Raw genomic sequence first — 13,786 nt, 5'->3', positions numbered from 1 at the left:
GACCCCTTCACACCACCGAGGTGCAGAGGAACAGCGTACAATGTCACGTTTCGCTGTTCGCCCCGACCGCGTCGGCCGCGTGATACATCGCCACCGCCACGGCGAGATCCTCCCAGGCCATGCCCACGCTCTTGAAGAGCTGTGGACAACCCGGCGGTCCGGGCGCCGGCATCCGGCCCGCCACCAGGTCAGCGAGGGTGCCGTTGATATGACCGGGGCCGATCGCCCCCTCGGCCTCCGGGATCAGCAGGTCCCCCGCCTCCCGCAGGGCCGCCGAGCGCGCCTCCACGTACACCGCCGAGCGCCGCACCAGGGCCGTGTCGGTCTCCCGGGCGTCCGGCTCGTGCGAGCCGACCGCGACGACCACCGCCCCGGGGTCCACCAGGCGCCCGTCGAAGAGCGGTGTGCGGGCCGTCGTGCAGCACAGCACCAGGTCGGCGCCGGCCACGTCCGCCGCCGTCCCCGCGCGGGCGGGGATCCCGAGGGACTGCGCGTGCTCCACCAGCTTGCGCACCCCGGCCGGGTCCCGGGCCACGACCACCGCCCGCCCCACGTCCCGCACCGCCGCCGCGGCTTCGAGGTGCCCGTACGCCTGCGGCCCGCTGCCGAACAGCACCAGCCGCAGCGGCCGCCCCGCCGGCGCCAGGTACCGCAGCGCCAGCGCCGAGACCGCGGGCGTGCGCAGCGCCGTGAGGGCGGCGCCGTCCAGCAGGGCGACCGGGCGCAGGGTGGCCCCGTCCAGCAGCAGGTACGAGCCGGTGATGCGGGGCAGGCCGCGCGCCGGGTTGCCCGGCGCGACCCCCGCGATCTTCACCCCGGCGTACGCCCCCTGCGCGGCCGGCATCAGCAGCAGCTCTCCCCCGCCCGGCACGGCCACCGCGCTGCGCTGCGGGCAGGACTCCGGGTCCAGCCCGGCCCGCAGCGCGTCGGCCAGGGCGTCGGCGGCCCCGGCCGGGCCGAGCAGCCCGGCCAGTTCACGCGCCCCGAACTGCCGGATCACGCTCACAGCAGGAAGCCCGGGCCGAGGGCGTCGTGCGGGGCGAGGGTGAACAGGTGCTCACCGGTTCGGTACGCCGTTCCGGTGACCTCCGTGACCACGCCGTCCCCGCCTTCCCCTTCCCCTTCCCCTTCCCCGCCGTCCGACGGGAGCACCCGCCCCGTGAACACCGTGCCGACCACCGACTCGTGCAGCAGGTCCTCCCCCGCCCCCAGCCGCCCGTCCTGCGCCAGCAGCGCGAGCCGCGCCGAGGTGCCGGAGCCGCAGGGCGAGCGGTCGATCTGCCCGTCGGCGAAGACGGTGACGTTGCGCTGGTGCGGGCCGAACGGGGTGTCGGGCAGCTCCTCGTACAGGATCACCCCGTAGACCCCGGACAGCAGCGGCCCGCCGGGGTGCCAGGTCCCGGGGTGGGTGGCGAGCGCGGTGCGGATCTCCCGCCCGGCGCGCACCAGGTCGGGCAGGGCGGCCCGGGAGACCTCCAGGCCGAGGTCGCGGGCGCGCACCGAGGCGTAGCAGGCGCCGGCGTGCGCGATGTCCGCCTCCGCGAGCCCGAGGGTGGTCGCGACGGGCACCTTGCGGGCGGCGACCCGGGCCGGCACGTTGCGGAAGGTGACCCCGGTGGTGCGGCCGCCGTCGCGGTGCACGGTGGCCGCGACCCGCCCCGACGGCACGTCGATCCGCACCTGCACGTCCCCGTGGTCGGGGGCGGCGACGAGGCCGGTGTCCACCGCCCACGCCCCGAGGGCCATGGTTCCGTGGCCGCAGGCGGTGGAGTAGCCGTCCTTGTGCCAGAACAGCACCCCGAGGTGGGCGCCGTCGTCGTCCGGCGACACGACGAACCCGCCGTACATGCCGGCGTGCCCGCGCGGCTCCTGCACGAGGAGCCGCCGTACGTCGTCCAGCTCGCCCCGCCGCGGGGCCGTCCCGGAGCCGCCGGGCCCGATGGCGGTCGCGCAGCGCTCGGCGACCGTGTCCCCCGGCACGGGCGGGAGTTCGGCGGCGCGGGTGTCGACGATCCGGAAGGGCTCCCCGCCCGTGTGGTAGTCGACGGTCCGTACGGCGGTCAGCTCGGTCACAGCAGGAAGCCTCCGGGGAAGGGGTCGGTCGGGTCGAGGAAGTACTGGGCGGTGCCGGTGATCCAGGCGCGGCCGGTGACGGTGGGGACGACGGCCTCGTACGGGCCGACCGTGGTGCGGCCGACGAGGCGGCCGGTGAACTCGGTGCCGATGAAGGACTCGTTGACGAAGTCGGTGTCGAGGCCGAGCAGGCCGCGGGCGTGCAGCTGGGCCATGCGCGCGCTGGTGCCCGTACCGCAGGGCGAGCGGTCGAACCAGCCCGGGTGGATGGCCATGGCGTGGCGGGAGCGGCGGGCGTCGGAGCCCGGGGCGGCGAGGTAGACGTGCTTGACCCCGGCGATGGAGGGGTTCTCGGGGTGGACGGGCCGGTCGGCGGAGGTGTTGATCGCGTCCATGACGGCGAGGCCGGCGGCGAGCAGGTCGTCCTTGCGGGCGCGGTCGAAGGGCAGGCCGAGGGCGTCGAGTTCGACGAAGGCGTAGAAGTTGCCGCCGTAGGCGAGGTCGTAGGTGACCGTGCCGTACCCGGGGACCTCGGCCTTGAGGTCGAGTCCGACGCAGAAGGCGGGGACGTTGGTGAGGGTGACGGCGGTGGCCGCCCCGTCCTCGACGCGGACGTCGACCGAGACGAGCCCGGCCGGGGTGTCGAGCCGGACGGTCGTGACCGGTTCGACGGCCGCCACCATGCCCGTCTCGACGAGGACGGTGGCGACGCCGATGGTGCCGTGCCCGCACATGGGCAGCAGGCCCGACACCTCGATGTAGAGCACGCCGAAGTCGGCGTCGGGCCGGGTGGGGGGCTGGAGGATCGCGCCGCTCATCGCGGAGTGTCCGCGCGGCTCGTACATGAGCAGGGTGCGGACGTGGTCCATGTGCTCGATGAAGTGGAGCCGCTTGTCGGCCATGGTGGCGCCGGGGATCACCCCGACACCCCCGGTGATCACCCGGGTCGGCATGCCCTCGGTGTGCGAGTCCACCGCGTGGTAGATGTGGCGCGTGCGCATGGGGTCCCCCCGGTCGGCTAGTTGAGTCCCTCGGCGAGGGCCTTCTCGGTCGCGGCGCGGACGGCCGCCTCGGTCTCCCCGGTGAGCGGGAAGCGGGGCGGGCGGGTGGCGCCGCCGGGGCGTCCGGCCAGGTCCATGGAGAGCTTGATCGCCTGGACGAACTCGGTCTTGGAGTCCCAGCGCAGCAGGGAGTGCAGGGACTTGTAGAGCGGCAGGGCGGTGGCGAGGTCCCCGGCGACGGCGGCCCGGTAGAGGTCGGCGCAGGAGCGGGGCAGGGCGTTGGGGTAGCCGGCGATCCACCCGACGGCGCCGGCGAGGGCGAGTTCGAGCAGGACGTCGTCGGCGCCGATGAGGAGGTCCAGGCCCGGGGCGAGTTCGGCGATCTCGTAGGCGCGGCGGACGTCGCCGCTGAACTCCTTGACGGCGACGATGCTGCCGTCGGCGTGGAGCCGGGCGAGGAGGGCGGGGGTCAGGTCCACCTTGGTGTCGTACGGGTTGTTGTACGCGACCACCGGCAGGCCGGCCTTGGCGACCTCGGCGTAGTGGGCGCGTACGGTCTCGTCGTCGGCGCGGAAGGCGTTGGGCGGCAGGAGCAGGACGGAGCCGGCGCCGGCCTCGGCGGCCTGGTCGGCCCAGCGGCGGGCCTCGGCGCTGCCGTAGGCGGCGACGCCCGGCATGACGCGGCTGCCGTCGCCGGCGGCCTCGACGGCGGTGCGGACGACGCGGGCGCGCTCCTCGTCGGTGAGGGTCTGGTACTCGCCGAGGGAGCCGTTGGGGACGACGCCGTCGCAGCCGTTGGCGATGAGCCAGGCGACGTGATCGGCGTAGGCGTCGTAGTCGACGGAGAGGTCCTCGCGCAGCGGCAGGGCGGTGGCGACCATGATGCCGTGCCAGGGGCGGGTACGGGTGTCCGCCGGGGCGGAGGGCGTCGCGGGGGTGTGCGCGTCGGTCATTGAGTGCTCCCTAGAGTGGTGTGTGACATTTTACTTGGGGGTGTGACTCGGCCACAAGGGGCCGGGGCTGGCGGTTCGGGCGTCGGCGGGCTGGCGATCAGCCCTGGGCGGGCGGAAGTTCGGCGAGGTGGCGAAGGGGTACCGGGCAGGACAGGGGCCGCCGGTCCGGGGCCGGCTCCTCGCCGGCGAGCGCCGCCACGGCCGGGCCGCACATCCGGCCCTGGCACCAGCCCATCCCGGCACGCGTGAGGAGCTTGGCCGTACGGGCGTCCCGGGCGCCGAGGTCGCAGACGGCCTCCCGGATCCGGCCGGCCGGGACCTCCTCGCACCGGCAGACGTCGGTGTCGTCGGTCAGCCAGCCGGTCCAGCCGGTGCCGGGGCGGTGGGCCGCGCCCATCGCGTCGGCGAAGGCGCGCAGCCGGGCGCGGCGGCGGGACAGGGCGACGGGCACGGGCCGGCCGGCGATCGCGTGGGCCGCGATCTCACCCTCGACCAGGGCCAGTTGGGCGCCGCCGATGCCGCCGGTCTCGCCGGCGGACCAGATGCCGGGGACGGAGGTCTGCTGGTGCGCATCGAGTTCCAGGGCCACGGTTGCGTCCGCGGCGCGGCGGGTGGCGCAGCCGAGGGAGGTGGCCAGTTCCAGCTGCGGGACCAGCCCGTGGCCGACGGCCACGGCGTCGCAGGGGATCCGGCGGGCCGTGCCGGGCAGCGGGCGCCAGTCGCGGTCCAGGCGGGCCACCGTGACGGCCTCGACGCGGTCGGTGCCGTGGGCGGCCGTCACCGCGTGGCGGGTCAGGAGCCGGATGTGGCGGCGCAGCAGGGCACTGCCGTACGTGGCCCCTTCGGCGAGCTTGGCGGGATTGCGCAGCAGGGCCGGCAGGTGCGGGGCGTACGCGGTGTAGGCGGCGGCCTCGACCACGGCCGGCACCCGGGCCCCGGCCGCGGCGAGCGAGCCGGCGACGGCGAGGAGCAGGGGGCCGCTGCCGGCCACGACGACGCGCCGGCCCGGCAGGACGAGGCCGGACTTGAGCATGGCCTGTGCGCCGCCGGCGCCGACCACGCCGGGGAGGGTCCAGCCGGGGAAGGGGAGCTGGCGTTCGTACGCGCCGGTGGCCAGGAGGACGGCTCGGGCGTGGACGGTGGCGGGGTGGTCGTCGGGGGCCGCGACGGCGTGCAGGGTCCAGGTGGCCGCATCCCGGGTTCCGGGGGCTTGCTCCCCGTGGACCACCGTCCAGACGTGGTGGCCCGGGAGGTACGTGACGCGGCCCGCCGCCACGTGGGCCGCCAGGGCGGCGTCGCGCTCGGCGAAGGCGGCCCAGCCGTGGTGCAGGGCCTCGGGGCGGGCGGCCCCGAGGGCGGGGGCCGGGTGCCGGTAGAACTGGCCGCCGGGCCGCTCCGCCGCGTCCAGCAGGACGACGCGCAGCCCGAGCGTGGCGGCGGCCACCGTGGCGGCCAGGCCGGCCGGGCCGGCGCCGACCACCGCGAGGTCGGCCGGGGACTGCGCGGGCTGCGAGGGCTGCCGGGGCTGCGAGGGCTGCGGTCGCGGGTCAGACGGCGAGGTCGGCACGGCCGGTCCCTTCCTGGGTGGTGACGGTGTCGCCCGGCTGGGCGGGGACGAGGCACGCGCGCTGGTTCGGGCGGCCGTTGACGGTGACGAGGCAGTCGTAGCAGCTGCCGATGCCGCAGAACGCGCCGCGGGGGGTGCCGGATTGGCGGGTGGTCCGCCAGGCGAGGATGCCGGCGGACCAGAGGACCGCGGCGATGCTCTGGCCTGCGTGGGCGGTGAGGTCGCGGCCGTCGAAGCGGAGGGTGTACGTGGCGTCGGGGTGGCCTCCGACCAGGGTGCGGGGTGTCCGGTCCGGCCGGGGGGTGGGGTGGGTCATCTGCGTGTCTCCCTCGGCGGGTGGGGCCGGTTGCACCGGCGGGGCGGGATGGCCTGGGCGGCCGGCTTGGGCGGGGCGGCCCTGCCGGGCACGTCGGTCGGGGCGGGTGGGGTGGGTGGGCGGGGGTCCGGCCGGGCGGGAGTGGGTGGGGTGGTCCGGGGTGGGGGCCGCTGCGCGAAGCCGTCTCCCCGCCCCGCCCTTTCTCCGTATCCCGGGGGCTCCGCCCCCGGACCCCCGGTCCTCAAGCGCCGGACGGGCTGGGTGGGACCACCCGGGCTTCGAACGCCGGACGGGGTGAATCACGGGAAGCGGTTCGGGTGGAAGGGGGTGAGGGGGACGGGTGGGGGTGTGTCGGTCAGGGATGCGGTGATCAGGGTGCCCGTGGCCGGGGCCAGGCCGATGCCCGCGCCCTCGTGGCCGCAGGCGTGGAGGAGGCCGGGGACGCGGGGGTCCGGGCCGATGGCCGGGAGGTGGTCCGGCAGGTACGGGCGGAAGCCGTGGTAGGTGCGCAGCACCCGTACCTCCGCCAGGACCGGGAACAGTGCGGCCGCCTGGGCGGCGAGGCGGCGCAGGGCCTCCACCGACAGGGAGCGGTCGAAGCCGACGCGCTCCCGGGTGGCCCCGATGAGCACCGGTCCGGCCGGGGTGCCCTCGACCACGGCCGAGGACTGCAGGGCCGCGGAGCCGCTGGCGACGTCCGCGATGTAGTCCGCGGCGTACACCTTGTGCCGGACCACCCGCGGCAGCGGCTCCGTCACCAGGACGAATCCGCGCCGCGGCAGCACCGGCAGGCTGGTGCCGGCGAGTTCGGCGATGCGGCCGCCCCAGGTGCCGGCGGCGTTCACCACCGCGGGCGCGAGGAGCTCACCGCCCGGCGTGCAAACTCCCCGGACGCTGCCGTCGGCGGTGCGCAGGACGGCCGTGACCTCCTCGCCCAGGTGGAGTTCGGCCCCCGACGCAGCGAGGAGCCGGGCCGCCGCCTGGGCCGGCTGGACCTGGGCGTCCTGGGGGTAGTGGAAGCCGCCGGCCATGCCGTGCGCGAGGTGCGGCTCCAGGTCGCGGAGGTCGGCGGCGGACGCCTCCAGCGCCTCCACCCCGGCGGCGCGCTGGCCGGCGGCGAAGTCGCGCAGCGCCTTCAGGGTGGTTTCGTCGGGGGCGACGACGAGGCCGCCCTTGGGCTCGTACTCGATCTCCTGCGGGAGCTCCGCGGCGAGTTCGCGCCACAGGCGGCCCGAGAGCAGGGCGAGGTCGAGCTCCGGGCCGGCCTCCTTGTCGGAGACGAGCAGGTTGCCCTCCCCCGCGCCGGTGGTGCCGCCGGCGACGGGGCCGCGGTCGATGACGGCCACGCGCAGGCCGGCGCGGGCCGCGTAGTACGCGCAGGCGGCGCCGACGACGCCGGCTCCGATGATCACGACGTCCAGGGGATGTCTCTTGGGCACGGCAGTAATATGTCACATTCTTTATTGGGTGCCTAGGTCCCGAGGGGCCCGGCGCGGAGTGCCCGGCGGCCGGCCCCGCCCCCGTGGCACGGGGCCGGCCGCCGGGCAGAGGTCAGCTGCGCAGCGGTCCCTCGCAGCTGTAGCCCGAGGTGCCGGCCTTGTGGTCGGACCAGACCTCCACCGGGGCGAAGGTGCAGTTCATGTCGGCGAGGTTGTTGGAGGCCGCGCCGGCCCGGTCGAGGAGGAAGTAGTCCACCGTCTCCGACATGTCCTTGAAGTTCTGGTCGTCGCTGCGCCAGTTCTTCAGGTTCGCCGTGATCCGCCCGGTGCAGGTGAACCGCCGCTTGCCCGGGTCCCCGTTCTCCACGCAGTCCGGAGTGCTGTACGTGGCCGTCGCGAAGGAGGACTTCACGGCCGCGAGCGCGGAGTCGCGCAGCTGCTCGTTGGGCGTGAACACGGTGTTCGGCACGTACAGGTCGTTGACCTTGGCGATCTGCGCGTCCAGGAAGCGGTCGTAGTCGCGCTGGAGGTACGTGTCCGAGCCCATCCGGTGGCGCCAGGCGTCGAAGCCGGCCACGTCGTCGCTGCGCAGGCGGGTGTACATCTCGCGCAGCAGCGAGGGCTTCTCGGTCCAGAGGAACTCGAAGAACGTGCCCGCGTAGTTGTAGAAGCGGAAGCCGTCCCCGTCGTAGGTGGCGTGCAGGAGCTGGTCGACGCTCATGCGCGGGCCGCCGCCGGCGGTGTCGCTGATGATGCCCCGGACCAGGGACTTGCGGACGGCGATGCCGTTGTCGCGGGTGGCGCCGTCGAAGAACTCGGCGGTGCCCTCGTCCATGGCGGTCGTGCGGTCGTTCTCGTACCAGGGGCCCTGGCCGAAGAAGCCGGGGACGGCGAAGCGCCCGTTGAGGTAGTGCGTGTACTCGTGCCGGAAGAGCTCCTCGAGCGTGAGGGAGGAGTCCTGCGGGACGCGGCGCTGGTAGGTGTAGAAGGTGGCGCCGTTCTCGATGTAGATGCCGCCGTTGTTGGTGCCGTAGCCCGTCAGGATCGGGTGGTAGTTCACGTAGTCGGCGCGGGAGGCGTACAGCACGATGTTCAGGGTGGTGTTCGGGTCGCCGGCGAGCGGCTGGTCGGTGCCCAGGACCCGGTGGAACTGCGTCTTGACCTGCTTGCTCGCGTAGTAGAGCTGGTCGACGGTGGCCCGGTCGAGGGCGGTGCGGACCTTGATGCCGCCGTTGTCGTAGGTGTAGGTGTTCGGGAAGAGCTGCTTCTCGATGTCCTCCTTGCACACCCCGTACGGCTTGCACGCCCCGTAGAAGTTGAGCCAGGAGACGACCTTCGCCCACTGCTCGCTGCCGTCGCCGAAGGTGGAGCGGGCGATGGGCAGGAGGGCGCCGAGGTCGGCGACGGTGCGGTCCTTGACCGCGTCGACCTGGCCGAAGCGGCCGTACTCGCCGAGCGCGTCGCGCGCCACCCAGGAGTTGGCGGTGCCCTTGAGGTGGCCGTAGCCGGCGAAGGCCTTGAAGGCGTCGCGGTAGGAGGCGTCTGCGGCCACCGCCGCGTGGAAGGCGGTGTCCTGGTTGCCCGGGTAGACGCCGAGGTAGTTCACGGAGAGGGCGGCCAGGGCCGCGCCCGCCCAGGCGGTGTCCTGGTTCGTGGCGGGGTGGGCCGGGTCCATGGTGGCCAGGACCTTCTTGATGAGCTCCAGCTGGTGCTGGCGCAGGCCGGGCGCACTGGCGGCGTAGAGGGCCTCGCGCAGGGTGCGGGCGTTGGAGGCCGTGGCGTCGAAGGTGCGGGCGGCGCCGCCGAAGTCGGCGATGGCCCGGCGCATGGCGTCGACGGTCGGGGCGTCGGTGACGTCGATCTCGGAGCGCGAGTAGTCGTGGTAGGCCACGGCGTGCAGGTAGGTGAACATCTCCTCCAGGTGGGAGGAGTTGCGTCCGTCGTGGGCGGCGGCCAGGGCGGATATCCGGCGGGACACGGCCTGGACGTGGGCGTCGGACATGACCGGGGCCAGGCGGGCGTCCCAGGTCCAGATCAGCCCGCGCAGACAGCCGTCGGCGGTGACGGCCTGGTCGCCGAGGAAGTCGGCGAACTGCTCCGGGGACAGGCCGGTGATCCCGTCGAGGGTGCAGGGGACGCCGGCGGCGAGGGTCCTGCCCGTCGGGGCGGCCTGGGCGGCGACGGACTTGCGGCTCTTCTCGGTGCGTTCGGCGGGCGCAGCCGCGGCCGTGGCCGCGCCGGGCGTGCGGCCGGCGGCGGGCGCGGGGGCCGGGGCGGTGCCGGGGGCCCGGTCGGCGCCGGGGGCGGGGGCCGGGGCGGGAACGGCCTCCTTCTGCGTGGCAACGCGGTCGACCTCGTCGAACGGGTTCGCGCCGGGCGCCCCGCCGGTGAAGGCCGCGGGCGCGGCGGCGGCGCCGAACGCCCGGGCGGGGGCGGGGGCCGCCGCGGTCTCGGCGGCCTGGGTCACGGCCTGGCCTGCGGTGGCGAGGAGGGTGACGGTGACGGCGGCCGAGAGGAGGGACGTACGCACAGCTCTGTGCTGGGACACCAAGGACTCCTGAAGGGAGGGGAGGTGGGGGACATGGCGCGCAAGGTGCTGCGTGAGGCGTGGTGCGTGAGTGGTACGCGAGTGGAACGCGAACTGCCCTGTGTCACACGGCGTTTGACGGGGATTAACGCGCCGCGGTGTGAGCTGTAACATAGTAATGTGAAATTGCACTGACAAGACCTGTGCACCCACCAGTTCTCGTCTTCCCCAGGGAGCCCTTGTGTCCGACGCCTCCTCCCGCCTCAACATCGGCAGCCACGACCTACCGGTATCCCCTGAGTTGTCCCGCTTCATGGCGGGCAGCTGGGCCCCGTCGCCGCTCCCCGACTCCGCACGGGTCCCCGCGTACGACGTCACCCCCGCCCGGCGCGCCCGGCTCTCGGCGCTGTTCCCGGGCGAGCGGCTGATCGTCCCGGCCGGGGAGCTGAAGGTCCGCTCCAACGACTGCGACCACCGCTTCCGCCCGCACAGCGCGTACGCCTGGCTCACCGGCCTGACCGGGGAGGACCAGGTGGGCCACGTCCTGGTGCTGGAGCCGGCCGGCCCGCACGGCCACGAGGCCGTCCTCTACCTGCGCCCGCGCTCCGCACGCACGGGCGGCAACGAGGAGTTCTACCGCGACCGCCGCTACGGCGAGTTCTGGGTCGGCCGCCGCCCCGACCTGGCGGAGGCCGAGCGCCTGACCGGGCTGCGCTGCGCCCACCTGGACACCCTGGGCACTCCGGACGGGCGCAATCCGGCCACCGACCTGGAACTGGCGGCCGCGCTCTCCGAGTTGCGCCTGGTCAAGGACGCCTGGGAGGTCGAGCAGCTCCAGCTCGCGGTCGACCACACCGCCGCCGGGTTCGAGGACGTCGTACGGGCGCTGCCGCGCGCACTGGCGCACCCGCGCGGCGAGCGGTGGATCGAGGGCGTCTTCGACCTGCGCGCCCGCGCCGAGGGCAACGGCACCGGGTACGACACCATCGCGGCGTCAGGGGCGCACGCGTGCGTACTGCACTGGATCCGCAACGACGGCCGGCTCGACCGGGACGAACTGCTGCTGCTCGACGCGGGCGTGGAGACCGACACCCTCTACACGGCCGACGTCACCCGCACCCTCCCGCTGTCGGGGCGCTTCTCCCCCGTCCAGAAGCAGGTGTACGAGCTGGTGCTCGCCGCCCAGGAGGCCGGGATCGCGGCGCTGCGCCCCGGCGCGAGCTTCCGCGACTTCCACCGGGCCGGGATGCGGGTGATCGCGGAGGGCCTGGCGGAGTGGGGCGTGCTCAAGGACGCGCAGGGCGACCTCCACCGGCGCTACACCCTGTGCAGCAGCGGCCACATGCTCGGGCTGGACGTGCACGACTGCGCCAAGGCGCGCGCGCAGACGTACCTGGACGGGGTCCTGGAGGAGGGCCAGGTGCTCACGGTCGAGCCGGGCCTGTACCTCCAGCCGGACGACGAGACGCTGCCGCCGGAGCTGCGGGGCATCGGGGTCCGCATCGAGGACGACCTCGTGATCACCGCGACCGGGGCGCGGCTGATGTCGGGGGCGCTGCCGCGCACCGTCGCCGGGATCGAGGAGTGGATGGGGACGCTGTTGGAGGGCTGAGCGCCCGCATATGCCGGCCCGCTCCGCACGAGGGGCCGGCCCCGGGGTGTCCCGGGGCCGGCCCCTCGTCGCACGAGCAGGGCTCGGGCGGACTTCGGCGATGCGCTTCGGCAGGCTCTTCAGAGGTGCATTTCAGAAGCGCGTTTCAAGGTGTGTTTCGAAGGTGCGCTCTATAAACCGCCGCGTCAGTGGCGGTAGTCGTAGCGGCTGTCGTAACCGCTGTGATGGTTGTAGTTGTCGAAGCCGCCGCGGTCCCAGTACGAGTAGTCGCGGTACCAGTTGTCGTACCGGTTGTCGTGGCGGTAGCCGCTCCAGGAGTCGACGTCCCAGCACCGGTCGTAGCGGTCGCTGCGGCCGTTCCAGCAGCAGTCGCGCCAGTCGTCGTGGTACCAGTAGTCGTCGCACCACCTGTTGTTCTGCGGAACCTGCGTGTGTTCCGCGGCGAAAGCACCGCTCACCGGCATGAGGCCGAACGTGGCGCCCGCGACCCCTGCCACGACTGCTGCAATGATCCCTCGGCGCATAACCATGCACCTCCGAACATTGTTGACGATGCCACAAAGGGGATATTTCCACCCTCCCTCGTCCTCCCCCCGCTGTCAAAGCCGGGGTCGGCCCACCTCGTCGAGGACGGCAATACCGTCCAGTTCGACCAGTGCCTCCACGTCCCAGAGCCGGACGATGCCGACGACCGCCATCGCCGGGTAGTCCCGGCCCGCCAAGCGGCGCCAGATCCGGCCCAGTTCGCGGGCGTGGGCCCGGTACTCCGCCACGTCCACCGCGTACACCGTCACCCGCACCAGGTCCGCCGCGGTGCCGCCTGCTGCGGCCAGGGCCGTCAGCAGCCCGGACAGGGCCCGCTCGAACTGCTCGGGCAGCGTGTCGCCGACCACCTTGCCCGCGGTGTCCAGGGCCGTCTGGCCGGCCAGGAAGACCAGCCGGGAGCCGGTCGCGGCCACCGCGTGGGAGAAGCCCGCCGGCGGTGAGAGCTCGGGCGGGTTGATGCGCTCGGGGCTCACCGGTACAGCTCCCGCGCGATGATCGTGCGCTGGACCTCGCTCGCCCCCTCGTAGATCCGCGGGGCGCGGACCTCCCGGTAGAGGTGTTCCAGCAGATGGCCGCGTTGCAGGGCGATGGCCCCGTGCAGCTGGACGGCGTGGTCGACCACGTACTGTGCCGTCTCCGTCGCCAGCAGCTTCGCCATGGCCGAGCGGCGCGGCACGTCCGGGGCGCCCGCGTCGTACGCTCCCGCCGCCGCGTAGACCAGCAGCCGGGCGGCCTCGGTCCGGGTGGCCATCTCGGCGACCCGGTGCCCCACCGCCTGGAGGTCGCCGAGCACCCCGCCGAACGCGGGCCGGCGGGCGGTGTGGGCCAGCGTGGCGTCCAGCGCGGCCCGGGCCATGCCGACCGCGAAGGCCCCGACACTGGGCCGGAACAGGTTCAGGGTGGCCATGGCCACGGCGAAGCCCCGGCCCGGCTCGCCCAGCAGGTCCCCGGGGCCCACCGGGACCCCGTCGAAGACCAGACGGCCGATGGGATGCGGGGAGAGCATGTCCAGGGGCTCGCCGGACAGGCCCGGCCGGTCGGCGGGGACCAGGAAGGCGGTGACGCCCTTGGCACCCGGCCCCTCACCCGTTCGGGCGAACACGGTGTAGAAATCCGCCTCGGGGGCGTTGGAGATCCAGCACTTCTCCCCGGTCAGCCGCCACCCGCCTGCGCCGCCACCCCCTCCTCCGCCTCCCCCGCCACCCGCCGCCGGGTCCGGTTCGGCCGCCAGGGCCAGCGCCGCCGCGTCCGACCCGGCCCCCGGCTCGCTCAGCGCGAAGGCCGCCACCGCCCGCCCGGCCCGTACCTGCGGCAGCCAGCGCTCCCGCTGCTCCGCCGTGCCCGCGCTGAGCACGGGGTGCGCGCCGAGCCCCTGGAGGGCGAGGGCCGTCTCCGCCTCCGTGCACCCGTACGCGAGGGACTCGCGCAGCAGGCACAGCTCCAGGGCGCCCGCGTCGAAGACCCGCTCCAGCAGGCCGAGCGCGCCGAGCTCGGCCAGCAAGGGGCGGTTGACCCGCCCCGGCTCCCCCTTGTCGGCCAGCGGCCGCAGCCGCGCGGCCGCCAGGGTGCGCAGTCGGTCGCACCACTGCTCTTGTTCCGCTCCGAGCGCGAATCCGGTCATCCGAGCATCCCCGCTTCTATCGCGTCGTATTGACTGCCGTCACCATCACGATACGCTCGTCGCGAACACCGCACGGCCGGCTCCACCCACTTCGGTCCCCCACCGGGGGGCCGCTGCCGTTGCAAGGGGGC

The 13,786-nt window shown here is 74.5% G+C and carries 12 protein-coding genes; 1 reads left to right on the top strand and 11 read right to left on the bottom strand.

Annotated features, from left to right (window positions below; all coding sequences use genetic code 11):
* Window positions 1-43 precede the first annotated feature (43 nt).
* The 8 genes from AB0F11_RS20420 to AB0F11_RS20385 form a co-directional block, all read right to left on the bottom strand.
* Window positions 44-1,006 (bottom strand): ornithine cyclodeaminase family protein, encoded by a 963-nt coding sequence (locus tag AB0F11_RS20420; protein WP_362175471.1) that lies wholly within the window; start codon window positions 1,004-1,006, stop codon window positions 44-46.
* Window positions 1,003-2,073 carry a proline racemase family protein gene (locus AB0F11_RS20415; RefSeq protein WP_362175468.1) on the bottom strand — a complete coding sequence of 357 codons (1,071 nt, stop codon included), beginning with the start codon at window positions 2,071-2,073 and terminating at the stop codon, window positions 1,003-1,005. The genes AB0F11_RS20420 and AB0F11_RS20415 overlap by 4 nt, the downstream gene beginning before the upstream one ends.
* Window positions 2,070-3,074, bottom strand: a complete 1,005-nt coding sequence (locus tag AB0F11_RS20410) for a proline racemase family protein (protein WP_362175466.1) — start codon at window positions 3,072-3,074, stop codon at window positions 2,070-2,072. Before AB0F11_RS20410 ends, AB0F11_RS20415 begins: the two co-directional genes overlap by 4 nt.
* 17 nt (window positions 3,075-3,091) lie before the next feature.
* Window positions 3,092-4,027 (bottom strand): dihydrodipicolinate synthase family protein, encoded by a 936-nt coding sequence (locus tag AB0F11_RS20405; protein ID WP_362175464.1) that lies wholly within the window; start codon window positions 4,025-4,027, stop codon window positions 3,092-3,094.
* A gap of 97 nt (window positions 4,028-4,124) precedes the next feature.
* Complete coding sequence (locus tag AB0F11_RS20400) at window positions 4,125-5,594, bottom strand: NAD(P)/FAD-dependent oxidoreductase (RefSeq protein WP_362175461.1); 1,470 nt, start codon at window positions 5,592-5,594, stop codon at window positions 4,125-4,127.
* On the bottom strand, window positions 5,575-5,910 hold the full coding sequence (locus AB0F11_RS20395; protein ID WP_362175458.1) for a (2Fe-2S)-binding protein: 336 nt from the start codon (window positions 5,908-5,910) through the stop codon (window positions 5,575-5,577). The genes AB0F11_RS20400 and AB0F11_RS20395 overlap by 20 nt, the downstream gene beginning before the upstream one ends.
* 299 nt (window positions 5,911-6,209) lie before the next feature.
* Window positions 6,210-7,349, bottom strand: coding sequence for an FAD-binding oxidoreductase (locus tag AB0F11_RS20390; protein ID WP_362175455.1), 1,140 nt, complete (start codon window positions 7,347-7,349; stop codon window positions 6,210-6,212).
* A 112-nt stretch (window positions 7,350-7,461) separates the two neighbouring features.
* A complete protein-coding gene (locus AB0F11_RS20385) occupies window positions 7,462-9,897 on the bottom strand; it encodes a collagenase (RefSeq protein ID WP_362175452.1) in 2,436 nt (811 codons plus the stop codon).
* Window positions 9,898-10,117: 220 nt separating this feature from the next.
* Here AB0F11_RS20385 and AB0F11_RS20380 point away from each other — a divergent pair, with 220 nt between their 5' ends.
* A complete protein-coding gene (locus AB0F11_RS20380; RefSeq protein ID WP_362175449.1) occupies window positions 10,118-11,488 on the top strand; it encodes an aminopeptidase P family protein in 1,371 nt (456 codons plus the stop codon).
* Window positions 11,489-11,673: 185 nt separating this feature from the next.
* Here AB0F11_RS20380 and AB0F11_RS20375 read toward each other — a convergent pair whose 3' ends face one another.
* The 3 genes from AB0F11_RS20375 to AB0F11_RS20365 form a co-directional block, all read right to left on the bottom strand.
* Window positions 11,674-11,985, bottom strand: coding sequence for a hypothetical protein (locus tag AB0F11_RS20375; RefSeq protein ID WP_362175447.1), 312 nt, complete (start codon window positions 11,983-11,985; stop codon window positions 11,674-11,676).
* A gap of 102 nt (window positions 11,986-12,087) precedes the next feature.
* Window positions 12,088-12,507 carry a Rid family hydrolase gene (locus tag AB0F11_RS20370; protein ID WP_362175445.1) on the bottom strand — a complete coding sequence of 140 codons (420 nt, stop codon included), beginning with the start codon at window positions 12,505-12,507 and terminating at the stop codon, window positions 12,088-12,090.
* On the bottom strand, window positions 12,504-13,655 hold the full coding sequence (locus tag AB0F11_RS20365; RefSeq protein ID WP_362175442.1) for an acyl-CoA dehydrogenase family protein: 1,152 nt from the start codon (window positions 13,653-13,655) through the stop codon (window positions 12,504-12,506). The genes AB0F11_RS20370 and AB0F11_RS20365 overlap by 4 nt, the downstream gene beginning before the upstream one ends.
* Between the last annotated feature and the right edge of the window lie 131 nt (window positions 13,656-13,786).

It is taken from the genome of Streptomyces sp. NPDC032472 (assembly GCF_040636955.1).
Taxonomy (GTDB): Bacteria; Actinomycetota; Actinomycetes; order Streptomycetales; family Streptomycetaceae; genus Streptomyces.
Note: the sequence above shows the minus strand (reverse complement) of the source record. Positions and strands in the feature narration are given on the sequence as shown.